We start from the raw sequence: 24,746 nt of genomic DNA on the forward strand, positions 1-24,746 counted from the left end.
ACTTAAAGTAAGTTGTAAGCGATTGCCTATGCCTCAGGATGTGGTCTCGGGCGTGGGGAGTAGAGCATGAGTGGAGTCGATCCCAAACAGGCGCCAAACGGCGCCGAGGATTACGCGGCTTATGTGGCGGCAATGACGGGAGAGATGGCCCGCATTGCGCGCGGGCATGGCTTTCGCACCCTTGCTTACCTCCTGGAGATCGTACGGCTGGAGGCGCGCTCCATCGGGCGGACGGTTCCGCCGAACCGTGGAAACATTGCGAAAGAGCCCTCCGTGGCTGGTGATCACACCCATCCGCCACGCCCGCGCTCTTCCGGCTTCAGCGCGGTCGCACGAGAACGCCGATGATGGCGAACGCTATGATGAAAGCGCCGTAGATATCCGCCGTCGCCTCAAGACCCACATCCCGCGCCAGCGCACCGGCTGCGATAGCCGGCAGGCTGAACGCGATATAGCTCTCGATATAATAAGCGGAGAGCAGGGCGCCACGTTCGTGCTGCTGTGCCAAGGGCACGATGGAGCGCACCGCACCGAGGAAGCCGCTGCCGAAGCCTATCCCGATCACCAGCATGCCCGCCACGAGCAGGGTGACGGAGCCCGCATGCACGCCGGCCAGCAGAACTGCGAAGCCGCCGGACAGGAAGACCGTTCCCGTCATCAGGCAGCGGGCGGCGGATTGCTCCCGCATCAGCAGCACGGATGCTGCACCGGGCAGAGTGAGGGCGCAGACCAGAATGCCGCCCAGCAAGGGGGAGGCGACGCCGGTGGCGCTCCGCACCAGAGAGGGCATCAGCGACAGGGAAAACGCGCCCATGGACCAAAGGGCGATGTTGAGGGGCGTGATGCGCAGCAGGGCACCCCGCGCGGCATGCGGCACGTGGACACGAGGCAGCAGCGAGAACAGCGCACCCGGCCGGTAACGCACCGTTTCCGGCGTGCCCCAGATCAGTATGGTCTGCAGCAGGAAGATAGCGGCGAGCAGCCGGTAGACCGCCAGTGTGGGTGCATCGGCATAGCTCGCCATCAGACCGGCCCCCACGGCACCGACCGCCATTCCCACAAGCGGCGCCACGCTATTGATGAGCGCGCCGTGCTTGCGGCTGCCGTCGATCAGCGCCGCGCCCAGCACGCTGGTGGCGGCGCCCGTGGCAAAGCCTTGCAGCAGCCTGGCTCCAATCAGCGCGTTGGCGCTGTCTGCGGCGATGAACAGGGCCATGGCGGCGATCTCAAGCACCAGCGCGGCGCAGATCACAGGGCGCCGCCCCACATAATCGGAGAGGGCGCCAACCGTGAGCAAAGCCAGCAGCAGGCTGGCGGCATAGGCCGCGAACACCACGGTCAGCATGACCGGCGAGAAGCCCCACTGGTCCTGATAGAGCCGGTAGAGCGGCGTCGGCGCGGCGGACGCGGCGAAGAACATGGCGAGGATGGCGCCCTGAAGCGCAACGCCCGCTGCGGTCCGCCATGGCGCCGGCGCGGCGGGGCAGAGATTGGCGGAAATCGACATGGAAGCTGTCCTTGATGCGCGCGGTGGCGCTAAGGCTAAAAATGTGCGTTAACGGATCTCATAATGGAATTTTGCGCAAAAGCAATTTTTTTGCGTTAGCGCGAGGGGAGAGGAATGGAAGCGACGGAGAAAAAGGTCGCCCGTCTCGCCACGCCGGGCCTGCGTCCCGGCGGGCGCAGTGCGCGCGTGCAGGCTTCGGTGCATGCGGCCGTGCAGGCGCTGCTGGCTGAACATGACCGCGCTGAACTGAGCGTGCCGCAGGTGGCGGCGCTGGCCGGAGTTACGCCCTCCACCATCTATCGGCGCTGGGGCGACCTGAACGAACTGCTGGCCGACGTGGCGGTGGAGCGCCTGCGGCCTGAGACGGAACCCGCGGATACCGGCGGGCTGCGGTCCGATCTGGAAAGCTGGCTGGAGCAGTATCGCGAGGAGATGTCCTCGGAGCCGGGCAGGGCGATGCTGCGCGATGTGCTGGCGAGCCTGGGTAGCGCCATCGGCGCGGCGCAGTGCTGCGCTTTTTCCCGTCAGCAACTGGCCGTCATCGCGGCACGGGCGAAGACACGCGGGGACGTCGTTCCGGATCTCGACGCCATGGTGGAGGTCTGCCTCGCGCCGATTCTCTACGGCATCCTGTTCGACGCGACGATCATGGACGAAGGCTTCGTCCGGCGGCTGGTGGACCGCCTGCTAACGCCCGCCCCTTGAAACGCAAACGGCCCGCCGCTCCTGAGGAGCGACGGGCCGGATCAGCGTGCCGGGCACAAAAGCGCCCGGCCGAAGCCTCAGGCCGAGAGGGCCTTGGCGAGATTGTCGGACACCTTGTCCAGGAAGCCCGTGGTGGACAGCCACTTCTGGTCGGCGCCGACCAGCAGGGCGAGATCCTTGGTCATGTCGCCGGCTTCCACCGTATCGACGCACACCTTCTCCAGCGTGTCGGCGAAGCGCTTCAGCTCGTCGTTGCCGTCGAGCTTGGCACGGTGGGCGAGGCCACGGGTCCAGGCGAAGATGGAGGCGATGGAGTTGGTGGAGGTCTCCTTGCCCTTCTGGTGCTCGCGATAGTGGCGCGTCACCGTGCCGTGGGCGGCCTCGGCCTCGACGGTCTTGCCATCGGGGGTCATCAGCACCGAGGTCATCAGGCCGAGCGAGCCGAAGCCCTGGGCCACGATGTCGGACTGCACGTCGCCGTCATAGTTCTTGCAGGCCCACACATAGCCGCCGGACCACTTGAGGGCGGAGGCGACCATGTCGTCGATCAGGCGATGCTCATAGGTGAGCTTGCGCTTCTCGAACTCGGTCTTGAACTCGGCGTCGTACACCTCCTGGAAGATGTCCTTGAAGCGGCCGTCATAGGCCTTCAGGATCGTGTTCTTCGTGGAGAGATAGACCGGATAGTTCCGCAGCAGGCCGTAGTTCAGCGAGGCACGGGCGAAGTCACGGATCGACTCGTCCAGGTTGTACATGGACAGGGCCACGCCGGCGCCCGGGAACTTGTAGACTTCCTTCTCGATCTTCGTGCCGTCCTCGCCCACGAAGGAGATGGAGAGCGTGCCCTTGCCGGGCACCTTGAAGTCGGTGGCGCGATACTGGTCGCCGAAGGCATGACGGCCAACCACGATGGGCTGGGTCCAGCCCGGCACGAGGCGCGGCACGTTCTTGCAGATGATGGGCTCGCGGAAGATCACGCCGCCGAGGATGTTGCGGATGGTGCCGTTCGGCGACTTCCACATTTCCTTGAGGCCGAACTCCTCGACGCGGGCCTCGTCGGGGGTGATGGTGGCGCACTTGACGCCGACGCCATGCTTCTTGATGGCTTCGGCAGCGTCGACCGTGACCTTGTCGTTGGTGGCGTCGCGGTTTTCGACCGACAGGTCGTAATATTCCAGGTCGATATCAAGGTACGGATGGATAAGCTTGTCCTTGATATACTGCCAGATGATCCGCGTCATCTCATCGCCGTCGAGCTCGACGACGGGATTTGCCACCTTGATCTTCGCCATTTGGACGACCTTTCGGGGCGCTCTAAGAGCGGTTGGACGTTTCGCGAGCAGTCGGAATGGCGCCACGCCCCGTTGGTCGCGGCCATTCGCCTCCCGGCGCCGTGCCTATAGCATCGGAGTGAGAGGCGAGGAAAGCGCGTGCGACCCTCGACTTAGGGTGCAGGGACGTGCAAGTGCATGCGCCGCGTGCCCCCGGAGCGGGGTCTGCGCGTGATTTTGGTTTGAGAGGCGGTTTCACCCACCGGACGGATTCTGTCCGATGGGAGCCGGCTCCAGGGAAGAGGACAGGATGCCGGGTTCGGGAACAGACAGCACGAAGCCATGGACGGAAGGCGGGCCGGTGGTGGTTCTGGTAGAGCCGCAGCTGGGCGAGAATATCGGCTCGGCGGCGCGCGCCATGGGCAATTTCGGTCTTTCGCGTCTGCGGATCGTGAACCCGCGCGAGGGCTGGCCCAATGACAAGGCACATACCTTCTGCGCCGGCGCCGACCGCATTCTCGACGAGGCCCAGCTTTTCCCGGACCTGCGCAGCGCACTGGCGGATGTCTCCTATGCGGTGGCCACCACCGCACGCGAGCGCGGCATGGCCAAGCCTGTGTTCGGCGCTGACGTGGTGGCGCGGGATACGGTCGCGCGGCTTGGCGCCGGGCAGGACGTGGCGCTTTGCTTTGGGCGCGAACGCACCGGCCTTTATACGGAGGAGGTGTCGCTTTGCGATGCCATCCTGACCTTGCCGGTGAACCCTGCTTTCGCCTCGCTCAATCTGGCGACCGCGGTGGCCGTCACCGCCTATGAATGGTCGAAGGCAGCGTCCGATGGCGTTCTGCCCTTCGCCATGCCGGATCGCTCGCCGCCGGCAGAGCGTACCGACCTGTTCGCCTTCTTCGATCATCTGGAGAAGGAACTGGAGGAGGCGGTGTTCTTCCGCTCGCCGGAGAAGGCGCCGTCCACCACCCGCAACATTCGCAACATTTTTCACCGCTGCGAGCTGACGAAACAGGATCTCGCCACGCTGCACGGTGTCGTCACTTCCCTCGTGGAAGGGCGTGCCGGCCGCGAACAGCGCAAGGAACAGAACAACGCGCGCAAGGCGGCCAAGCGCAAGGCGCGGGCCGACGGCGCACCAGAGGAGCCCGCAGGTTCGGAGGGGTGAGCGGCACGCAGGGCTGCCATCCGCATCCCGGCGGGCGCGTCAAATTGTGCGTTGGCAACGGGTTGATTGACTAGGAGCGGGTTCGCCGTCCACAGGCGCCCGGAATAAAAGGCTTTTTTTGCCGGCGGGGCTTTCCATGCCGAGGGTGGGTTGCTACATACGCACCACACCAGCCGCCCGGTTCGCCGGCAAACGGTCTGGAGCTGACGCGGGGTGGAGCAGCCCGGTAGCTCGTCAGGCTCATAACCTGAAGGTCACAGGTTCAAATCCTGTCCCCGCAACCAAATGCGCAAGCATGATAAAGAGAGTTGGGCGAAAGCTCAGCTCTCTTTTTTGTTTCGGGCCTCTCTTCCGTCATGGGGAGCCGGTTCAGCCCGATGGCCCGACAAGACCTGTGGCGATCTTTTCCGCGACCATGATGACCGGAACATTGGTGTTGGCAGAGGGCAGGCGCGGCATCACGGATGTGTCGGCCACATAGAGGTTCTCCGTGCCCATCACTTTCCCCCGGGGATCCACGACGGCCAGTGGGTCGCTGGCGGAGCCCATTCGGCAAGTGCCGCTGGCGTGCCAGACGCCGAAGGCATTCTCCCGCACGAAGGCTTCGAGCCTTGCATCGTCTGCGATCACGCGCGGTAGCGCGCCCCCTGACATCACATACTTCAGCACCGGCCCGCGCAAGGCGGCGGGCACGTCAAGCAGCGCGCCGAGCACGGCGGTGAGCCGCGCATTGGCGGGCGTGACCGCACTCAGCTTCTTGATGGCCGGGGAGAAGCCCGCCGGGAAAAGATCGGCCGGATTGGGGTTCAGCTCGGGGGACAGCAGCAGCCCCACCACCTTGCGCACCCCGGCCATCATGCGCGCCAGATCCTGCGGATGGCTGAGCAGGTTTAGATCGGCCTTGGGGTAGTCCGCCGGATCGGGTGAGATGAGGCGAACGCTGCCGCTGGAGAGCGGCCGGTTACACCACAGGAAATAGAGGCCAAGCCGATTCCCCAGCGCATGCCAGCCGGCGCGGGCGGAGGCGGTGGCATACATATCTGAGGGCTCGCCCTCAGCGATGCCGGAAGAGAAGCGGAAAGCGGCGAAGGCCGAGCGCCGATAGCTCAGCGGCAGGCGCAGATGCTTCGGCAGATACTGGCAGAAGGTGAGCGTGGGGTGGTCGCGCAGGTTCTGTCCGACGCCGGCCCGATCCGCGATGACCGGAAGACCCAATTCCTGCAGATGAGCGCCCGGTCCGATGCCGGCACGCATGAGAAGGGCGGGCGTCTGCAAGGCGCCTGCCGTCACGATGACGCGGCCGGCCGACACCACCTGCCGTGTGCCGCCGCGCTCCACTTCCACGCCAGTGGCGCGCGGGCCGTCCATCACCAGCCGCGCCACCTGGCTCTCCGGCCAAATGGCGAGATTGGAGCGGGCGCGGGTGGTCGCATCCAGATAGGCCACCGCCGTGGAGACGCGCCGATCATGCTCGTTGCTGAAGGCGGGCGGAAAGATGCCGTCCTCATACTCGCCATTCTGGTCCTGCCGGCGCAGCACGCCGCTGCGGGCGAAGGCACGGGTGGCGGCCTCGGCGAAGGGAGGCCAGTTCGGCGGCTGGATGCGGCGGATGGGCAGGGGGCCATCCTTGCCGTGCAGCGGACCGCCGAAATCGAGATCGCGCTCCAGTTTGATAAAGAAGGGCAGCACATCGTCCCAGCCCCAGCCGGTGGCGCCGAGCGCGGCCCATTCGTCATAGTCGCGCGGCAGGCCCCGGTTGGCGGATTGCACATTGATGCTTGAGCCGCCGCCCATGATGCGCGCCTGCTCATAAGCACGGCTGCCGCGCGTGCCGTCCGGCCGCGTGCCGGTGAGGGCGGACAGGCCGGGCCAGATGTAGCGGTCCCCATGGAACAGGCCCATGGGATAGCTGTCGGCGATGGGGGCGGGCACGGCGCCGGGCGGGGTATCGGCGCCCGCCTCCAGCAGCAGCACGCGCGACCGGCCATCGGCTGAGAGGCGGTTCGCCAGCACACAGCCGGCTGAGCCGCCGCCCACGATGATGGTGTCGAAGGCCGGGGCATCGGTGGGGCGCGCGGAATGGGCATTCATGGGGCACTGCCGGCTGTTGAGAACACCGAAATGCGGACAGGCCCGGCGGGACCGGGCCTGTGGCCCGCGCCGGCGGAAGGCCAGCGCGGGCAAGTTATCAGCGGAAGTTGCCCTTGGTCTCGGGCACGATCAGGGTGCCGATGAGGTAGAGCAGGAAGACGCCGCCGGTGAACAGCGACAGCGCCATGGGAATGTCCGCAGGCGTTGCGCTGGCGAGCGAGACGAAGGTGGGCATCATGCCGCCGATGGCAAAACCGATGTTCCAGGACAGGCCCGTTCCCGTGGCGCGCATGGCGGTGGGAAAGCGCTCGTTGAGGAAGATCAGCACCGGCGCATAGCCGGCATTGCCCATGAAGGCGATGCCGAGCGAATAGAGCACGATGGAGGTGAGGTTCGTGGTCGCCGCCATGCCGAGATAGAAGGTCGGCAGCAGAATGATCGCCAGAACACCAACGATCAGGAAGGTCTTCTTGCGGCCGATCACGTCGCTGAGCATGCCCACTAGCACCGCCGACACGAAGGCCGACACGCTGCAGGCCATGAGGATGTATGAAGAGAGGTGGTTGGGCAGCTGGTTGATGAGCTTCAGGAAGGTGGGCATGTAGCCCGAGGTGAGATAATAGCCCGCGCCGCCGCCAGTGGTGATCAGAAGATTGACAAGCAGTACGTTGCGATAACCGCTGGAAAACAGCTCCTTCAACGGGGCCTTCGCGGCCTTCTTGGCGGCTTTCTGCTTCTGCATCTCCTTCCAGAAGGGGGATTCCTCCAGATTGCGGAAGATGAACCAGCCCAGCAGCGAGGACAGAAGGCCGGAGAAGAACATGAAACGCCAGCCCCACTGGGTGTAGGCCTCGCCCTGGAAGATGGTGGTGGTGATCAGGAACACAATGGAGGCCAACAGGGCGCCGATGCCCGCGCCGCCGCCGCCCACGAGCCCGGACATGAAGCCGCGCCAGTTCGCCGGCACGCTTTCAGTGCCCACCGTGTGGGTGGAAGCGACCACGCCGCCCACGAACACGCCCTGCACGAGGCGCAGGAGGAGGAACAGGATGGGCGCGATGATGCCCGCCTGATGGATGGTGGGCAGTAGGCCGAAAGCAGCGGTGGAGATGCCGACGCCCATGATGGCGACCAGCATGGCGCCCTTGCGGCCATAGGCATCGGCATAATGGCCGAAGATGGCCGAGCCGATGGGGCGCATGAGCAGCGTCACGGCGAAGGAGGCGTAGACCGCCGCCAGCGACCATGTGGGATGGGTGGAGGGGAAGAACAGCTGCCCCACCACGGGTGCCACATAGAGCAGGATGAACAGGTCGAAGAGATCCAGCGACCAGCCCATGACGGAGGCGATGATCGCGCTCCGCATCTGTTTGTTGTCCACCGCCGGCTGGGCGATGCCGGCGGTGTGCATTTCACTGGTCGACATGGCGTTGTGTCCTCCCGTTTTGCCCCTCTGGGTGGGCGTTTTTGTCAGCAGCCCTTGAAGGCGGGCTTGCGCTTCTCGTGGAAGGCTTCGACGCCTTCCTTGAAATCGTGCGACTGGCGCAGGCGGCTGTAGCAGTGGCCTTCCAGCTCGATGGCGATGGACAGGGTGGAGTCCTCGCTGTCGTTCAGCAGCTTCTTCGCCGTGCGCTGGGCCATGGGCGAGAAGGTGAGCAGTTCGGCCACCAGCGCGTCGGTGGCCTTCTCCAGGTCCGCGTCGGCCACCTTCTCGGTGGCGATGCCCCAGTCGAACGCCTGCTGGGCGGAGATGCGCTTCGAGCGCATCACGATGTCCTTGGTGCGGGTGATGCCGACCATCATCTGCAGACGCGCCGAACCGCCCGAGCCGGGGATCTGGCCGAGCTTCTGCTCGGGCAGGGCATACTGGGTGGTGTCGGTCACGATGCGGAAGTCGCAGGCCAGCGACAGCTCGAAGCCGACGCCGAAGCAATAGCCGCGATTGGCCGCGATCACCGGCTTGGTGCAGCGGGTAGGCGAGGCGATGTTCCAGGCGAGCTTGGAGACGTGCTCGGGGCTGGCCTCCATGAAGCCCTTGATGTTGCCGCCGGAGGAGAAGTGCTCGCCCAGGGCGCGGATGACGATGACGCGCACGCGCTCGTCCTCGTCCAGCGCCTCGAAGACGAGACGGAACTGGTCGCGCTGGGGCATGGAGACGATGTTGTAGGGCGGCCGGTCGAGGATAATGTCGGCGCGCTGGGTCGCCTCGTCGATCTCGACGTGGAAGCCGTCCAGTGCCTTGAGGCGGGGATCGGTGAAGGTCATGGGGGACGGCATTTGCGGCTCCTTTGAAATAATATTGAGCGTGTGATTGGTTTTTGGGATCAGGCGGCACCCTGCCGGCGGGGCTGGCTCTCGGGCTCGGCCACGTAGTCGCCGGAGACCAGGAAGCGGCGCAGGAGTTTGCCCACTGGCGATTTCGGGATGTCCTGCACGAAGACGAAGCGGCGCGGGCGCTTGAAATTGGCAAGGCCGGAGGTGCGGCAGTGCTGGTCCAGCTCTTCCGCTGTGACTGGTGCGCTCTTCTTGATGAAGGCGGTGACGACCTTGCCCCATTTCTCGTCCGGCAGGCCCACCACCGCCACTTCGGACACGGCAGGATGCAGGGACAGCGCGCTCTCGATCTCGGCGGGGAAGACGTTCTCGCCGCCGGTGATGATCATGTCGTCCATGCGGCCGGTGACGAACAGGTCGCCATCGGCGTCGATCATCCCGGTGTCGCCGGTGAAGTACCAGCCGTCGCGCAGCGACTTGGCATCCGCCTCGGGACGGCGCCAATAGCCCTCGAACGCCTCGTCGCCGGCCAGCAGGGCGATGATCTCGCCTTCCTCGCCGGGAGCGGCGACGTCATCCGGTGTGCGGGCATCCAGCTTCACCACACGGATCATCTGGTTGATGCCTGCGCGTCCTGCCGAACCAGGCTTCCGAATGGCCTTCTGGTCGATGGTGAAGGTGTAGATTTCGGATGAGCCGTAATGGTTCACGAACAGCTCGGGATGGAAGGCGGCGTCGAGCTTCTTCAGCAGGCCGTCGGTCATCGCCGCGCCGGCGAAGCCCAGCTTGCGCACGCTGGAGACGTCCGTCTGTGCAAAGACGGGATCGTGCACGAGGTCGTGGTAAAGGGTGGGCACCAGATAGAGGTTGGTGACTTTTTCGGCCGCGATAGAGGCCAATGCCTTCTTCGTGTCGTAGCGCGGCAGGCAGACGAAGGCGCCGCCAATCACCGACATGGCGATGAGCGAGCGCACACCCATGGTGTGATAGAGCGGCATCACGCCCAGCGTCACCTCCCCCTGCCGGTAGAGGTTTTGGGCCACATGGGCGATGCCGGCGGCGCGCTCGGCGCGGTGGCGGCGCGGCACGCCCTTGGGCTTGGAGGTGGTGCCCGAGGTGTAGAGCATGATGGACCAGGCATCGGCCCCCACGCGAGGTTCGGCCTCCGGTGCATCGCCCTCGGTCATGGCGCTGAAGGAATGCGCGCCCTCCGGCGTTTCGGTCCCGACGGCGATGCACAACAGGCCGCCAGCCAGTTTGCTGCCGGCGACGGCAGCCTGGGACACCTCCTCGAACACCACGCCGCGCGCCTCGGAATCCTCCAGGCAAAAATCAAGTTCGTCGGCCTTGGCGCGCCAGTTGATGGGGGTGATGACGATGCCGGCGAACTGGCTGGCCCAGTGCAGGGTCGCGGCCTCCCAGCGGTTCTGCAGGATGCTCACCAGATGGTCGCCGGGCTTGAGGCCCGCGCGGTTGAGCGCCGCTACCACGTTCGAGATCCTGGCGTACCACTGGCGGTAGGTGAGCCTGAGATCACCATCCACCAGCGCGAGCGCATCCGGATCGCGGGCGACGCTGGCGACGAAGCTGGTGCCGAGATCAAGCATGGGCGGGTTCCTCTTGGCATGCGGCGGTGTCTTGTGCGGAAAGTTCGGCGGCCGCCTCCAGCGCAGCGCGGACGATGGGCGTGTATCCGGTGCAGCGACACAGATGGCCGGAGAGCAGGTCGCGCACCTGAGCCTCATCGGGCTCCGGATTGGCCTTCAGGAAGGCGTCCAGCGACATCAGGATGCCGGCGGTGCAGAAGCCGCACTGGAGGGCGTGGTGGCGGCGGAAAGCCGCCTGCAGGACGGAGAGACGGTCCGGCGCCGGGGCGAGGCCCTCGACCGTGCGGATGGACGCGCCATCCACCTGCACGGCCAGCGTGAGGCAGGAGCGGGCGAGCATGCCGTCCACCTCCACCGTGCAGGCGCCGCAGACGCCGTGCTCGCAGCCCACGTGGGTGCCGGTGGCACCCAGGGTCTGGCGCAGGAAGTCGGACAGCAGCATGCGCGGCTCGGCCACGCCGTCCACGGGGAGGCCGTTGAGGGTGAAGGCCACCGTGTGGCGCTGGTCGGCGCTCAGGCGCGGCATGTCAGGGCCTCCTCGATGGTGGCGCGGCCAATGCGTCGCACCAGTTCACGCCGGTAGCGCGCGCTGGCATGCACGTCGTCGCGGGCATCCAACTCGTAGGCGAAGCTGTTGAGCGCATCGTCCAGCGCAGAGCCTTCCAGCAGTGGGAAGTCGCGGGCGGTGGGCACGTCCGCGACGCCGCCCACCGCGAGGCGGATGCCGGTGTCGGTGGCCACCGCGCCGCAGGCCACGATGGCGAAATCGCCATGCCGGCGGGCGATCTCGCGGAAGGCGGTGCCCTCGCGGCCCGCCACGGGAAAGGAGACCGCCTCGATCATCTCGTCATCGGCCTTGGCGGTGGCCATCATGCCGGTGAAGAAGTCCGCCGCCGCCACCTTGCGTTTGGCTTTGGCGGTGGCGAGGTGCACATGGCCCTTCAGCGCCACGAGGCAGAGCGGCAGCTCGGCGCTCGGGTCCGCATGGGCGATGGAGCCGCACACCGTGCCCCGCGCGCGGGTCTGCACATGGCCGGTGTAGGGCAGTGCCTTGGCGATCAGCGGCAGGGTGCGGGAGAGGTCATCCCATGCCAGAAGGCGTGCCTGCCGGATGCCAGCGCCCACCAGAACGTCGCCTTTCGCCTCCGAGAGCGTGGCGAGGTCGGCGAGGCGCATGATGTCCACCAGCACCTTGGGGCGGGCGAGGCGCATGTTGAGCATGGCCATGAAAGACTGGCCACCGGCGATGATGCGGGCGTCGGTGCCTTCCGCCTTCAGCACGGACAGCGCTTCGGCGCGGCTGTCGGCGCGCACGAAATCGAACGGGGCGGGCTTCATTTGCCGTCTCCCTTCGATCCGGAGAACAGGGACAGCAGAGAAAGGATGCGCGCCAGCAGGCCGGGTCCGGAGGCGGCACCCCCCGAACCACCGGCGCGTCGCGCCAAGGCGGAGAAGAACTGGCCGATGATGACCTTGGCGGCGCCGTCCAGCAGGCGCCCGCCCACGCTCGCCACCTTGCCGCCCACGAAGGCCTCGTAGGTGTAGGACAGGTCCGTGCCGCCCTTGGCGTCGGGAGTGAGGGTGATGCGGCCGGAACCGCCGCCGAAGCCGAGGTTGCCCTCCACCTTGCCGCCCAGCGTAACCGCTTTCGGCGCGTCGAGATCGGACAAGGTGACTTCCGCGCGATAGCGGCCCTTCACCGGGCCGATGCCCAGCGTCACGTCGGCGCGGAAATGGGTGTCGCTGACCTTTTCCACCCCATGGGCGCCGGGAATGATGCTCTCCAGCGTCTTTGGGTCGAGTAGCATCGCCCAGATCTTTTCCGGCGGGGCGCCGATGCTGGCGCGGCCCTCGCCGCGCATCATCTTCTCGCCCTTTGCGCCCGTGGCCTTGGGGGCATTGCTGCGGGCCTTCAGCCCTTCGGGTGCCGGGCGCTCCTCGCCCTGGATCAAGGCGGCGATGGCGGAAGGCACCATGGGCAGACGGATGTCGGCCACGCCCAGCGCGTCCGCCACCGCATTGGCGAGGCAGGCGGGGGTGGACATGCAATTGCCCTCGCCCACGCCCTTGGCGCCCAATGGCGTGAAAGGGGAGGGGGTCTGGGTGTGGATGATGACCGGCTCTGGCACCTCGGTGGTGGTGGGCAGCAGATAGTCGGCGAAGGTGCCGGTCAGGAAGCTGCCGTCCGGGCCGTAGGCATATTCCTCCAGCAACGCGGCGCCGAGCGCATGGGCGAAGCCGCCCCTTATCTGTCCGTCAACCATGCCGGGGTGGAGAATGGTGCCGCAGTCATGGGCGGTCACGTAGCGGTCGATATGGATCTCGCCGGTGTCGCGGTCGATCTCGACGCCGCAATAATCGAAGATGAAACCGTAGCAGAGCGACGAGTTGATGTGGTCGGCGTCATCCGCCGCCGTGAGCTCCGGCGGGGTCCAGAAGGCAGTCTCGCGGATGGTGGGGGCCGTGTCGTCCGGTAGCTGAGCAGGCGACCAGTGGGAGAGTGCGGCCACGCGCGAGAAGGAGAGCGCATTGCCCGGATTGCCCTTCGCGGCCAGCTTGCCGCCGGCAAACACCACCTCGTCCGGCGGAACGTTGAGCTGGGCGGCGGCGATGCGGGCGAGACGCTCCGCGAGCCGTTTGGCCGCAAGGCTTGCCGCGCCCGCGACGGCACCGGCGAAGCGGCTGGAATAATTGCCCGAGGCGATGGACCATGCGTCCTTGGCAGTGTCCATCTCCGCATTGACGCGGATGTCGGCGGGGGCGAGGCCGAAGGCATCCGCCACCACCTGTGCGATGACGGTGCGGTGGCCCTGGCCCTGCGGCACCGAGGCCACATGCGCGCTCACCGAACCCACGGGGTCGATGCTGATGGTGGCGGTGGCCTGGGCGCCGTTCTTCGGCCCCGCCTTCTTGCGTTCGGCGGGGGTGAGGACGGTGGCGATATAGCCCATGTTGGAGATGGAGGGCTCCACCGCCGCTGCATAGCCGATGCCATAGAGCCGGCCTTCCGCCCGCGCGGCATCGCGGCGGGCAAGCAACTCGGCAAGGCCACCCTCGGCTATGCCTTTCTCCAGCGTGCCGGCGTAGTCGCCGCTGTCCAGCAGCGCGCCTGGGGCGGTGCGATAGGGGAAGGCGCCGGTGGGCACGAGGTTGCGGCGGATGACAGCCAGCGGATCGAGGCCAAGCTCCACCGCGATGCGCTGCACGAGCCGCTCCAGCGCGAAATAGACCTGCGGTCCGCCGAAGCCGCGATTGAGGCCGGTGGGGCACTTGTTGGTCACGACCACCCGGTTGCGTACCCGCACGTGGGGGATGTCGTAGGCGCCCGTGAGATTGCCGTGCATGCGGTAGAGCGTGGCGGGCTCGGGGGCGCGCAGATGGGCGCCGCAATCCTCCACCTGGTCCCAGTCCAGCGCCGTGATGCGGCCTTCAGGTGTGACGGCGGCGGTGAGGGTGGTGGCGCGGTTGGTGGCGGACACCGAGGCCATGAGGTGTTCGAGGCGGTCCTCGATCCACTTCACCGGCTTGCCCGAAACCCGCGCGGCCACAGCGCCGAGCACGATGTAGGGGAAGATGCCCTGTTTGATGCCGAAGGAGCCGCCGCTGTCCGGCGGGGTGCGCAGGCGCAGGCGATTGCCGGGCACCTTCAGCGCCCGCGAGATCACCGCATGAATGGAGAACGGCCCCTGGAAGTTCGCCAGCACGTCATAGGCATCCTCGCCGGGGTCGTACTCGGCGACGAGGCCATACGTCTCGATGGGGGTGCAGGAATTGCGCGGATAGTGCATCGAGAGCGAGATGCGGTGGGCGGCGGCAGCAAACGCGCTCTCGGGATCACCATAGCGGAAGCTGCGGTCGGAGGCGGTGTTGCGGGCGAAGCCGTCATGCAGCAGCGGCGCGCCGTCTTCCATGGCTGCGAGCGGGTCCACCACGGCGGTGCGGGTCTCGTAGCGCACCTCGATGAGATCCAGCGCGTCCTCGGCCACATAGCGGTCACGTGCCACCACCAGCGCCACCGGCTCGCCCACATAGCGCACGCGTCCGACCGCCATGGGCCAGCAGGTGACGGGCGCCTTGACGCCCACGACGAGGCTGGTGGTGTATTTCGTGATGTCCTCGCCGGTCAGGACTGCGGCAACGCCGGTCAGTTGCTGAGCCGAAGAACAGTTGATGCTGACGATGTCCGCATGGGCGTGCGGTGAGCGCAGGATCGCCATATGGAGCGTGCCGGGCCGGGTGCCCAGATCGTCCATGTAGCGGCCCCGGCCGGTGAGGAGGGCGGCGTCTTCCACCCGCTCCACATCACGGCCCAGCCAATTCTCCTTGTGGGAGACGTCCAGCATCGACGGCAGTTTCCTCAAGGCTGTGCGCCGCCTCGGTGGGACAGCGCTTCATTAGCCGGGAGGTTGCCGGGGAGGGCGGGGCGGAACCATGCCCCGTCGTCTCATGTCTGACCAAATCGTCTCATTCGCTATGCTGCGCCGCATCAATGTCCTGGCGCAATGCGATGAGGGTGTTGCTGAAGATAAACCTGAGGCGGCGCCCCAAACGTCACTCTGTTCATACCGGTTGTTTTCTATTGATCCTCGGCGGTCGTTCTCGATGCCGGCTCCGGCTGCGGCCGCATTTCATCAGCTTGCGTCGAACGGGTGTGTCGCGCGGCTTGAATGAAAGTCTGTGCTTGCGGAACGCTGTGCGCCTGCGCCAAATGCACAACAAGTCCCCTGAGGGCAGCCGGCTTCACGAACCGATCAGAAGGCAGACATGAGCCTCAAGACCAACACCGCCAGCAAAGTCGAAGCCGGGGCAGCCGGATTGCCGCTGTTTTATCGCGATCCCGTCCTGATCCGGGCGACCGACCACGCCAACCTCGGCCTGCTGCGCACCCGCGATTTCGGCTTCTGCGCGAAGGCAACCGCCATTCCCGTGGTGGTTGGGGAATTCGCTGCGGCGGGGCGTTACTATCCGCTGGTGTTTTCCAGCGATGATCATGCCGCGCCGCTGATCGTGACGGGTATCAAGGCCGGGCAGAACCTGTTCGTCGGGGAGGATGGCCGCTGGCGTCCCGGCACCTATGTGCCGAGCTACCTGCGCCGCTATCCTTTCATCGGCATGGCCAGCGATGCTGGCGGGCCTCTGATGCTCGGTATGGACGGTGCCAGCGATCATGTGGTCAGCGACCATCGCCGCAAGGGCGTGGATGCCGAACCCCTGTTCGATGCGGCCGGAGCCCCCACGCAGGTGAGCCGTGCCGCCATTGCGCTGTGCGAGGCCTATACGCAGGAGCATGAGCGCACGGCGGCATTCGCGGAGGCGCTGAAGGCCAATGGCCTGCTGATCGAGAAGGCTGTGGAGATCCGTTACAACGATCCCGCCCGGGCTGCCGGCGGGCCCGTTGAGGGTGCTGCGGCAACCATGCAGGTCAACGGCTTCCGCATCGTGGATGAGCCCGCATTCCGCGCGCTGCCGAAGGATGTGGTCGCCACTTTCCATGCCAACGGCTGGCTCGACCTCATCGTCCTGCACCTCGCCTCGCAGCTGTCCTGGCAGGTTCTCGTCGACGAGGCGGCACCGAAGCGCTGATCCGGGAGACGCGGGCTTTCTTGCGTCCAGGCCTGTAAAATCAGGCTTGGACGCCTGTCGGCAAGGGCTAAGGCTTGCCGATCGCCCGCGTGTCTTCCCATCGCGGCTCGTTGCATTTCGAACGTGATTTCCGACCGGAACGAGCATCGGCGAAAGTTGATTTGCACGTCTGGATTGCGATTGCGTGAACGTTCTAGCGGTGAAATGATGCCGCCCCGCAGGCTTTGCGCCGGGCGGGGGATTTTGCATGCAACGCATTCTTGAGATTAGGGCGGTCCATCTGGCCGTACTGCAGAGCAGACCGACCAGATTAAGCGTGGTCGCCATCGGAGAGGTTCCGACCTCGGGATGGAAGGCGCCCCTGCTAGAGCCTTGGTTCTACATTGCACCGCCCGAAGATGGCATTCAGGACTTTGACTTTACGGCAGCCCCGCCGTTTGGCATCGCGCTGGAAGTGGTCACGCCCATCACCGCGGAAATCCTGCTGGAGCGGGCGCCGGAAAGCTATTGGGGCGAAGGGCGTCCGCTGAAGGGCGTGCGCGTGCATGCGCGCGCAAATGTGCTTGAAGTGCCGTTCGAGGCGCCTGCGGAGCCACAGGAGCCCCAGGTCATGGATGGTCCCCGCTGGGCGAGCCCGGTGAATTCCGGCGTCATATCCGCCACCGATCCCATCTCCAGCCTGATCGGCCGCGAATTGCGAGTCTATCATCCCGGCGATGCGCTGGCGTTCGACTGGCGGCAGGATCGCGTGAACCTGCAGATTGATCCGGGCTCCCGGCAGATCCGCGCCATAGCCTTCGGTTGAGCGTCGCCAGTACATAACAGGGTCCACCGACCTCAGGGAGCGGTGTCTTCGGCCGCTGCCATGAAGGTTTCGCGCGAGAGGCGGTAGAGCACGTGCCGGCGCAGGCGGTGGCCCGGCGGCACGCTCGGATGGTCGAAATCCTCCGCCGGATCGTGGCTCATGCCGAGCCGCCGCATCACTGCCTGCGAGCGCAGATTGGCGGGAATGGTCAGCGCCAGAATCTCGGTGAGATCGAGCCGCGAGAAGCCGTCCGCAAGCGTCAGGCGTGCCGCTTCGCTCACATAGCCCTGGCCCCAGAAAGCCTTCTGGATGCGCCAGCCGATCTCCACCGCCGGCGTGAAGGTGGCGATGAAGGGCACATGCACCAGTCCGGTGTAGCCGATGAACGGAGAGATGCCCGGCAGCTCGATGGCCCACAGGCCGAAGCCGTGGGTGGCGAAATGGCGCTCGATGCGGCGGGCAACCTCGTCGCTGGCCGCTCTGCCCTCCACGGGCATCAGATGCTCCATCACCTCCGGATCGGCCAGCATGGCGGCCAGCCCGTCCCAGTCCGACTGCCGCCACAGCCGAAGTTTGATCCTTGGCCCCTGAATGGCCTCGGGCGGTGTGGAGTAGGGGACCGGCACGCGCGGAAAAGGCAGCTGGGGGATGCTCATGCCAGCTCCGCTCGCAGTCGCTCGGCCATTGCGAACGAGGCGTAGGACCGCCCCTCGCAGGACGCCACGGAGCGGATGCCGAGGCTGGAGGTGAGCAAAAGCTCATCGGCCTGCGCGATATCCTCCACACCGAGTGGCGTTTCGCGGGCGCCCCGCGCGAGAAGCTCGGCCCGCATCACGCCGGGCAGCGCGCCCTCGCTTACGGGCGGGGTGAATAGGGCGCCGTCGCGTACGGCGAACAGATTGGCAATGGTGCTCTCGGCGATGCGTCCCTGCGTATTGAGCAGGAGGGCATCATCGCAATCGCGTCGCTGGGCCTCCTGCCTGGCAAGGATATTATCGAGATAGTTGAGTGACTTGATGCGCGCCAGTGGGGAGTGCTCGTTGCGCCGCGTCACCTGCGCGAGGCATAGACGGGCTGGTGGCAGCGGCGCGGCACGCGGTGCGAGGGTCGCCAGCACGGTGGGGTTCGGCGTGGCCGGCGGCAGGACGCCGCGCGGACCTTCCCCCCGCGTCACGGTGAGCCGCAGCACACCATCGCGCAGGCCGTTGGCGGCGGTGAGCGCGGCGGTGAGGGCCAGCAGGTCGAGGGGCGGCAGGGGCAGGCCGAGAATGGCGGCTCCGGTCGAGAGGCGTGTCAGATGCGCTTGCCAGCGTTCCGGGACGGTGTCGCGGATCGCAAGGGTCTCGAACAGGCCGTCGCCGAGCGTGAAGCCGCGATCTCCGGGCGCGATGCGGGCGGTGTCGATCGGCACCAGCGCTCCGTTGAGCCAGACGAGAGGCTGGGACGTCATGGGGCATCTCCGGTGACGGCGCGCAGCAGCGGCTGCATCTTGATCAGGCTCTCCTCATACTCCGCAGCAGGGTCGCTGTCGGCGACGATGCCGCCGCCCGCCTGTGCCATCAGCGTCTGCCCGGTACGGGTGAGGGTGCGAATGACGATGGATGAGTCCATGGCGCCATCGAAGCCGATCCAGCCGATAGCGCCGCAATAGACACCCCGCGGGGCAGGCTCCAGCTCATGGATGATCTCCATGGCGCGCACCTTCGGTGCGCCGGTTATGGAGCCGCCGGGAAAGCTGGCACGGAGCAGATCCACCGCGCCGAGGCCCGGTCGCAGATGCGCACGAACCTCGGAGACGAGATGATGCACGGAGGCGAAGGTCTCCAGCGCGCAGAGCTGCGGCACCTCGACACTGCCGAGGCGCGAGACGCGCCCGAGATCGTTGCGCATCAGGTCCACAATCATCAGGTTTTCCGCCCGGTCCTTGGCGCTGTCGCGCAACTCGGCGGCGAACCGCTCATCCTCCCGTGGGTCGGCCCCGCGCGGCCGCGTGCCCTTGATGGGACGCGTCTCGATGATGCCCTCCGGCGACAGGCGCAGGAAGCGCTCCGGAGAGGCGCTGATCACGGCGAGATCCGGCCCGGCGGTGAGCAGGGCCGAGAAGGGGGCCGGGCTCAGCGCGGTGAGGCGGCGGTAGAGATCATAGTCGGACAGGCCGTCCGGACAGGGCGCGCGAAAGATCTGCGTGATGTTGGCCTGGAAGATGTCGCCCGCGTGGATGTAATCCACCGCGCGGGCGATGCGCGCCTCCATCTCGGCGCGTTCCAGATCCGCCGTCCAGCGGGCGGTGGCGGACCAGTCCAGCGCAGGAGCGGGCGGAGCGGCGGCGAGGCGGGCCAGTATCGCGTCGGCGCGTACCTTGGCACGCCGCGTCCGGGCGGCTTCCGTCCGCTCCGGCAGCCCGGAGCTGAGGAGCCAGGCGGCACGGGCCACATGGTCGAAGGCCAGCACCACGTCATAGAGCCCCATGAGCAGATCGGGGATCGGCGGGCCGGGCCGGGGCGCTGGCAGGCGCTCCACATGGCGCCCGAGCTCGTAGGAGAGGAAGCCCACGGCGCCCCCTGTGAACGGCACCGGCGCGTCTGCGGGCGTTGGCCCGGCATGGTCCGCCAGCGCCTGCGCAAGAACGGCGAAAGGACCGCCGGCGACAGGCCGACCGTCGCGGGTGACGCCCGTCGTGTCGGCCCGCAGCACCTCATAGGGCTCGGCGGCGATATAGGAATAGCGCCCGCGTGCCGCATCCGGTGCCGCGCTGTGCAGCAGTGCCGCGACCGGATCATCGGCAAAGGTGCGGAACAGCTGGATGGGATCGCCATAGGCAAGGGGCACCACAAGCACGGGCGGGCAGTCTCCAGAGAATGGGGGCCGGGCGGGCGATTCTGCCGCACCGGCGTAACTTTCACCTTGCGGCAGGGGACGCAAGTCTGTGCTCCGCGCGCCGCCGCCGCGAGCCATGCGCCACGGTGCCTGCCGCAACGAACGGGCCGATGCTACAGGATCATGAGATCCCGCCATGCGAAGACGTGTTCATGCTCGATGTAATGACCGAGACCGTTCCGCCTGTCTCCCATGGCCGGCTGCATTATGTGCGGCTGGGCGTGCGCGGCGCCATGTCGGTGCCGCTGCTCGTGCTGATCGCCTCCTACATCGGCTTCGGCGGCCTGTTGCAGGGTGTCGGCTTCCCGCTCCTGCCGGGCATGCTGTCCACGGTGCTGATCTGGGCCTTGCCGGCGCAAGTGATCCTGATCGGCGGGCTGGCCGCCGGAACGGCGCTGCCGGCCATCGCGCTGGCGGTGGGCCTCTCCTCCATCCGCCTCCTGCCCATGGTGGTGGCGCTGGCGCCTTTCGTGCGCGGACGGGAGCAGTCGACCTGGCGTGAGCTCTGGGCGTCCCATTACGTGGCCATGACCATGTGGGTGGAGGGCATGCGCCTTCTGCCGAAAGTGCCCGTGGAGGGGCGGCTCACCTATACGCTTGCCATGGGGACCACCTATGTGGCGGTGAGCACGCTGGCCACCTGGATCGGCTTCGCGCTGGCCGGAAGCCTGCCGCCGGCGTTCGGCGCCGGCCTGCTGTTCCTGACGCCGGCCTCCTTCACCATCCTCATGGTGCGCGGGGCGAACACGCCGCTGGACTGGATGGCGCTCGGCTTTGGCCTCGCCTCGGCGCCGCTGGTGGCGGGGCTGGGCGGGGGCATGGACCTGATGATCGGCGGGGTGGGCGGCGGCACGCTGGCCTATGCGCTGGCGCGGCTGATGAAGCGGCGGGCGGCATGATTTACGACAATGTGCTGATCGCATCGCTGATCGTCATCGTCGTCGGCTTCCTGCCTACGGAAGTCTGGCGCTGGCTTGCCATCTTTGCCGGTCGCCGGGTGGAGGCGGGCAGCGAGCTGTTCCTCTGGATCAAGGCGGTGGCGACCGCGCTGCTGGCGGCTGTGGTTGGCCGCCTCGTCTTCATGCCCACCGGCGCTCTGGTGGGGGTGCCACTGAGCCTGCGCCTCGCCTCGGTGGTGGCAGGTGTGCTGGCTTTCCTCCTCATCAAACGTTCTGTGCTGGCGGGTGTGGTTGCGGCGCAGGTGGTGCTGCTGGGCGGCATCTGGTGGCTGGGCCTTCACTGAGCTCCCATCAGACAGAAGATCCCCAAACGAAAAGGGGCGCCCGAAGGCGCCCCGATCCTTGAGATCCGATCCTGTGGCGCCGGCCCGAAGACCGGCGCCCCTTTGAGGATCAGACCGAGTAGTACATCTCGAACTCGACCGGGTGCGGGGTCATCTCGAAGCGAGCGACTTCCTGCATCTTGAGGTCGATGTAGGACTCGATGAAGTCCTTCTGGAACACGTCGCCCTTCAGCAGGTAGTCGTGGTCCTTGGCGAGCGACTCGAGCGCCTCGCGGAGCGAACCGCAGACGGTCGGGATCTGCTTCAGCTCGGCCGGGGGCAGATCGTACAGATCCTTGTCCATGGCCGCGCCGGGATCGATCTTGTTCAGGATGCCGTCCATGCCGGCCATGAACAGGGCCGCGAAGGCGAGGTAGGGGTTCGCGCCCGGATCGGGGAAGCGGACCTCGACGCGCTTGGCCTTCGGGTTGCTCGTGTAGGGGATACGGCAGGAAGCCGAGCGGTTGCGGGCCGAATAGGCCAGCAGCACCGGAGCCTCATAGCCCGGGACCAGACGCTTGTAGGAGTTGGTCAGCGGGTTGGTGAAGGCGTTCAGCGACTTGGCATGCTTGATGACGCCGCCGATGTACCACAGGCACTCCTGCGAGAGGTCGGCATACTTGTCGCCGGCGAAGAGCGGCTTGCCGTCCTTCCAGATCGACTGATGCACGTGCATGCCCGAGCCGTTGTCGCCATAGACCGGCTTCGGCATGAAGGTCGCGGTCTTGCCATAGATGTTGGCGACCTGATGGATGCAGTACTTATAGATCTGCAGGTGGTCGGCCATGGTGACGAGCTGGCCGAACTTCAGGCCGAGCTCGTGCTGGGCAGACGCCACTTCGTGGTGGTGCTTCTCGACCTTCGCGCCCATGCGGGCCATGGAGGCGAGCATCTCGGAGCGCATGTCCTGGGCGCTGTCGAGCGGGGGCACCGGGAAGTAGCCGCCCTTGGTCTTGATGCGGTGGCCGAGGTTGCCGCCTTCATAATCGGTGTCGCCGTTGGTCGGCAGCTCGATGGAGTCCAGCTTGAAGCCCGTATTGTACGGGTCAGCCTTGAACTTCACGTCATCGAAAATGAAGAACTCGGCCTCGGGGCCGAAGAACACGGTGTCGCCGATGCCGGTGGACTGCAGGTAGGCCATCGCCTTCTTGGCGATGCCGCGCGGGTCACGGCCGTAGGGCTCGCCGGTGGTCGGCTCGAGCACGTCGCAGACGATCGAGAGCGTGGTCTCGGAGAAGAAGGGATCGACGCAGGCAGTGGTCACGTCCGGCATGAGGAGCATGTCGGATTCGTTGATGGCCTTCCAGCCGGCGATCGAAGAGCCGTCGAAGGCCTGGCCTTCGGCGAAGAATTCATCATCGACCATGGTGATGTCGAAGGTGACATGCTGCCACTTGCCGCGCGGGTCGGTGAAGCGCAGGTCGACGTATTTCACGTCGTTCGACTTGATAAAGTCGAGGACTTCCTTGGCCGTCTTCATTGGATCAAACGCCTTTCCTGAAGGTAAGCTTGCGGGATTTCGGAGGTTAGATGGCGTCGAGGCCAGTTTCACCGGTGCGGATACGGATGGCTTCCTCGATATTGGAAACAAAGATCTTGCCGTCGCCGATGCGACCGGTCTGGGCAGCACGCTTCAACGCGTCCACTGCCTTTTCGACCATGTCGTCGGCCAGCACCACCTCGATCTTCACCTTCGGGAGAAAGTCCACCACGTACTCGGCGCCGCGGTACAGCTCGGTATGACCCTTCTGGCGCCCGAAACCTTTCGCCTCGGTAACTGTGATACCCTGGAGGCCGACGTCCTGCAGGGCCTCCTTCACCTCATCGAGCTTGAAGGGCTTGATGATCGCCTCGATCTTCTTCATGCGCTCCGTCTCCCGTGGCCCGTCCCCTCCGCCGAGCGGGCGAGCCGCACACCTGTAAGCACGATACATGCCACCCGCGCCATTCCCGCGTTTGCCGCAGTTGTGGATGGCGAGTTGTGCCTTCATAGTGAGCAGAGAGATTAAAAAACATGCACGATTTTGCTGAACTTGGTTCCATATCTGGATGTGTTTTAGGCAGCCTCTGGAAGGCCGGGCGATGACCCATCTGCTCGATCCGCAGGAAATGGCACGTGCCGATCGTCTCGCCATGGAATGGGGTACCGCTGGAATCACGCTCATGGACAAGGCCGGGGCGGCGGTGGCGGATGTGGTGGCCCGGCGTCCCCTCGTGACGCGCGTGACCATCCTCTGCGGGCCGGGCAACAATGGCGGCGATGGCTTCGTGGCGGCACGGTTGCTGGCGCAGCGCGGTTTCCGCGTTCGCCTCGCTTTGCTGGGGGATCGCGGCCGGCTCACCGGGGATGCGGCGCAGGCGGCGGAGCGGTGGCGCGGCGCGGTGGAAGATGCCGCCGCCTTCGATCCCGAGGATGCCGACCTCATCGTGGATGCCTTGTTCGGCGCCGGTCTGACCCGTGATCTGGATGGTGTGGCGCGTGCGGTCGTGGCGCGCATGGCGGCAAGCGGCAAGCCGGTGATTGCGGTGGACCTGCCGTCCGGCGTCGATGGTGCCACGGGCGCTGTGCGGGGCGTGGCGGCGCAGGCGGTGGAGACCGTCACCTTCTTCCGCCGCAAGCCCGGTCATCTGCTGCTGCCCGGACGGACCCTGTGCGGCAAGCTGCGGGTGGCGGATATCGGCATTCCCGACCTTGTACTCGACGAGATCCGGCCGAAGACCAGCGCCAATGAGCCCGCTCTCTGGCTCCCGGCCTTTCCCATTCCATCTGCCGGCGGCCACAAATATGCGCGCGGTCATGCCGTCGTCGTGAGTGGCGGGCGGTGGACAGCGGGGGCGGCGCGGCTTGCCGCGCGGGCCTGCCTGCGAGCCGGGGCCGGTCTTGTCACGGTGGGCGCGCCCGAGGCGGCGTTGCCCATGCATGCGGCATCCTATGCCGCGCTCATGGTGCGGCCGGTGGAAGAGGCGAGCGATCTTCGGCATCTGCTGGAGGACAGGCGGTTGTCAGCGATTGTGATGGGGCCGGGCCTTGGCGTTGGCGCCACGACGCGGGATCTCGTGTCGGCCGCCACCGGGGCGGGGCGCCATCTGGTGTTGGATGCTGATGCCCTCACCAGTTTCGCTGGCGATCTCAAGGGACTGGCAGATGTTGTCGGTTCGGCAGCCGGAACGGTGGTGACGCCCCATGAGGGCGAGTTCGGCCGGCTCTTCGGTGATGTAGTCTCCGCCGATGCCGACAAGCTCACCCGTGCCCGCACTGCGGCGCAGGCGCTGGGCGGCGTGGTGGTGCTGAAGGGGGCGGATACCGTGGTTGCGGCTCCGGATGGCCGGGCGGCCATCGCCGCCAATGCGCCCCCCTATCTCGCGACCGCCGGTGCGGGCGACGTGCTGGCGGGCATCATCTGCGGTCTGCTGGCCCAGGGCATGCCGGCCTACGAGGCGGCGGCGGCGGGTGTTTGGCTGCATGGCGAAGCGGCCCGGGCGTTCGGGCCGGGCCTCATCGCCGACGATCTGCCGGAAGCGCTTCCGGGTGTCTATCGCAAGCTGTTCGAGGAGGCTGGCGCGCTCTGA

At 66.5% G+C, this 24,746-nt stretch carries 22 protein-coding genes and 1 tRNA gene; 9 read left to right on the forward strand and 14 right to left on the reverse strand.

All coding sequences use genetic code 11. The features are described from left to right. The first annotated feature begins 66 nt into the window (after positions 1–66). The gene (locus tag IEW24_RS07145; protein WP_188576694.1) at positions 67–348 is read left to right on the forward strand and encodes a hypothetical protein; all 282 of its coding nucleotides are present in this window, start codon (positions 67–69) and stop codon (positions 346–348) included. Here IEW24_RS07145 and IEW24_RS07150 read toward each other — a convergent pair. Further along, the gene (locus tag IEW24_RS07150) at positions 320–1,507 is read right to left on the reverse strand and encodes an MFS transporter (protein WP_210324136.1); all 1,188 of its coding nucleotides are present in this window, start codon (positions 1,505–1,507) and stop codon (positions 320–322) included. The two genes, IEW24_RS07145 and IEW24_RS07150, sit on opposite strands and share 29 nt — an antisense overlap. Before the next feature lie 114 nt (positions 1,508–1,621). Here IEW24_RS07150 and IEW24_RS07155 point away from each other — a divergent pair, with 114 nt between their 5' ends. Continuing rightward, positions 1,622–2,212, forward strand: a complete 591-nt coding sequence (locus tag IEW24_RS07155; protein WP_188576696.1) for a TetR/AcrR family transcriptional regulator — start codon at positions 1,622–1,624, stop codon at positions 2,210–2,212. 77 nt (positions 2,213–2,289) lie between these two features. Here IEW24_RS07155 and IEW24_RS07160 read toward each other — a convergent pair whose 3' ends face one another. Then, positions 2,290–3,504 carry an NADP-dependent isocitrate dehydrogenase gene (locus IEW24_RS07160; RefSeq protein ID WP_188576698.1) on the reverse strand — a complete coding sequence of 405 codons (1,215 nt, stop codon included), beginning with the start codon at positions 3,502–3,504 and terminating at the stop codon, positions 2,290–2,292. Positions 3,505–3,793: 289 nt separating this feature from the next. Here IEW24_RS07160 and IEW24_RS07165 point away from each other — a divergent pair, with 289 nt between their 5' ends. Together IEW24_RS07165 and IEW24_RS07170 are read left to right on the forward strand one after the other, a co-directional pair. Then, entirely contained in the window at positions 3,794–4,657 is an 864-nt protein-coding gene (locus IEW24_RS07165) for an RNA methyltransferase (RefSeq protein ID WP_188576700.1), read from the forward strand. A 207-nt stretch (positions 4,658–4,864) separates the two neighbouring features. Continuing rightward, positions 4,865–4,941, forward strand: a tRNA-Met gene (locus IEW24_RS07170). Between the two features lie 85 nt (positions 4,942–5,026). Here the strand turns inward: IEW24_RS07170 and IEW24_RS07175 are convergent. The 7 genes from IEW24_RS07175 to IEW24_RS07205 form a co-directional block, all read right to left on the reverse strand. Next, positions 5,027–6,748, reverse strand: coding sequence for a GMC family oxidoreductase (locus tag IEW24_RS07175; RefSeq protein WP_188576702.1), 1,722 nt, complete (start codon positions 6,746–6,748; stop codon positions 5,027–5,029). Between the two features lie 97 nt (positions 6,749–6,845). Beyond that, complete coding sequence (locus IEW24_RS07180) at positions 6,846–8,174, reverse strand: MFS transporter (RefSeq protein ID WP_188576704.1); 1,329 nt, start codon at positions 8,172–8,174, stop codon at positions 6,846–6,848. 44 nt (positions 8,175–8,218) lie between these two features. Continuing rightward, the gene (locus tag IEW24_RS07185) at positions 8,219–9,025 is read right to left on the reverse strand and encodes an enoyl-CoA hydratase/isomerase family protein (protein WP_188576706.1); all 807 of its coding nucleotides are present in this window, start codon (positions 9,023–9,025) and stop codon (positions 8,219–8,221) included. A gap of 47 nt (positions 9,026–9,072) precedes the next feature. Beyond that, complete coding sequence (locus IEW24_RS07190) at positions 9,073–10,629, reverse strand: AMP-binding protein (protein ID WP_188576708.1); 1,557 nt, start codon at positions 10,627–10,629, stop codon at positions 9,073–9,075. Beyond that, positions 10,622–11,155, reverse strand: coding sequence for a (2Fe-2S)-binding protein (locus IEW24_RS07195; protein WP_188576709.1), 534 nt, complete (start codon positions 11,153–11,155; stop codon positions 10,622–10,624). The genes IEW24_RS07190 and IEW24_RS07195 overlap by 8 nt, the downstream gene beginning before the upstream one ends. Beyond that, complete coding sequence (locus IEW24_RS07200) at positions 11,143–11,967, reverse strand: FAD binding domain-containing protein (RefSeq protein ID WP_188576711.1); 825 nt, start codon at positions 11,965–11,967, stop codon at positions 11,143–11,145. The genes IEW24_RS07195 and IEW24_RS07200 overlap by 13 nt, the downstream gene beginning before the upstream one ends. After that, positions 11,964–14,972, reverse strand: a complete 3,009-nt coding sequence (locus IEW24_RS07205) for a xanthine dehydrogenase family protein molybdopterin-binding subunit (protein WP_188576713.1) — start codon at positions 14,970–14,972, stop codon at positions 11,964–11,966. The genes IEW24_RS07200 and IEW24_RS07205 overlap by 4 nt, the downstream gene beginning before the upstream one ends. Positions 14,973–15,393: 421 nt before the next feature. On the opposite strand from IEW24_RS07205, the gene IEW24_RS07210 reads away from it, so the two are divergent. Then, complete coding sequence (locus IEW24_RS07210) at positions 15,394–16,212, forward strand: SapC family protein (RefSeq protein ID WP_188576715.1); 819 nt, start codon at positions 15,394–15,396, stop codon at positions 16,210–16,212. Positions 16,213–16,459: 247 nt separating this feature from the next. Continuing rightward, the gene (locus IEW24_RS07215) at positions 16,460–17,017 is read left to right on the forward strand and encodes a hypothetical protein (RefSeq protein ID WP_188576717.1); all 558 of its coding nucleotides are present in this window, start codon (positions 16,460–16,462) and stop codon (positions 17,015–17,017) included. Between the two features lie 32 nt (positions 17,018–17,049). Here IEW24_RS07215 and IEW24_RS07220 read toward each other — a convergent pair whose 3' ends face one another. From IEW24_RS07220 to pabB, 3 genes are read right to left on the reverse strand one after another with little or no spacing between them, the layout of a single operon-like run. Next, positions 17,050–17,673 carry a GNAT family N-acetyltransferase gene (locus IEW24_RS07220; RefSeq protein WP_188576718.1) on the reverse strand — a complete coding sequence of 208 codons (624 nt, stop codon included), beginning with the start codon at positions 17,671–17,673 and terminating at the stop codon, positions 17,050–17,052. After that, positions 17,670–18,467: an aminotransferase class IV gene (locus IEW24_RS07225; protein WP_188576720.1), complete on the reverse strand. Its 798-nt coding sequence runs from the start codon at positions 18,465–18,467 to the stop codon at positions 17,670–17,672. Before IEW24_RS07225 ends, IEW24_RS07220 begins: the two co-directional genes overlap by 4 nt. Beyond that, a complete protein-coding gene (pabB, locus tag IEW24_RS07230) occupies positions 18,464–19,855 on the reverse strand; it encodes an aminodeoxychorismate synthase component I (protein ID WP_244644204.1) in 1,392 nt (463 codons plus the stop codon). The genes IEW24_RS07225 and pabB overlap by 4 nt, the downstream gene beginning before the upstream one ends. A gap of 191 nt (positions 19,856–20,046) precedes the next feature. On the opposite strand from pabB, the gene IEW24_RS07235 reads away from it, so the two are divergent. Both IEW24_RS07235 and IEW24_RS07240 read left to right on the forward strand, forming a co-directional pair. Then, on the forward strand, positions 20,047–20,793 hold the full coding sequence (locus tag IEW24_RS07235) for an AzlC family ABC transporter permease (protein WP_244644205.1): 747 nt from the start codon (positions 20,047–20,049) through the stop codon (positions 20,791–20,793). Next, positions 20,790–21,137 carry an AzlD domain-containing protein gene (locus IEW24_RS07240; RefSeq protein ID WP_188576724.1) on the forward strand — a complete coding sequence of 116 codons (348 nt, stop codon included), beginning with the start codon at positions 20,790–20,792 and terminating at the stop codon, positions 21,135–21,137. The genes IEW24_RS07235 and IEW24_RS07240 overlap by 4 nt, the downstream gene beginning before the upstream one ends. Before the next feature lie 109 nt (positions 21,138–21,246). Here the strand turns inward: IEW24_RS07240 and glnA are convergent, their stop codons facing one another. Both glnA and IEW24_RS07250 read right to left on the reverse strand, forming a co-directional pair. After that, a complete protein-coding gene (gene glnA / locus IEW24_RS07245; protein ID WP_188576726.1) occupies positions 21,247–22,656 on the reverse strand; it encodes a type I glutamate--ammonia ligase in 1,410 nt (469 codons plus the stop codon). Between the two features lie 46 nt (positions 22,657–22,702). Beyond that, a complete protein-coding gene (locus IEW24_RS07250; RefSeq protein ID WP_188576728.1) occupies positions 22,703–23,041 on the reverse strand; it encodes a P-II family nitrogen regulator in 339 nt (112 codons plus the stop codon). Between the two features lie 217 nt (positions 23,042–23,258). Here IEW24_RS07250 and IEW24_RS07255 point away from each other — a divergent pair, with 217 nt between their 5' ends. Beyond that, the gene (locus IEW24_RS07255; RefSeq protein WP_188576730.1) at positions 23,259–24,746 is read left to right on the forward strand and encodes an NAD(P)H-hydrate dehydratase; all 1,488 of its coding nucleotides are present in this window, start codon (positions 23,259–23,261) and stop codon (positions 24,744–24,746) included.

Source organism: Azorhizobium oxalatiphilum (assembly GCF_014635325.1).
GTDB lineage: Bacteria > Pseudomonadota > Alphaproteobacteria > Rhizobiales > Xanthobacteraceae > Azorhizobium > Azorhizobium oxalatiphilum.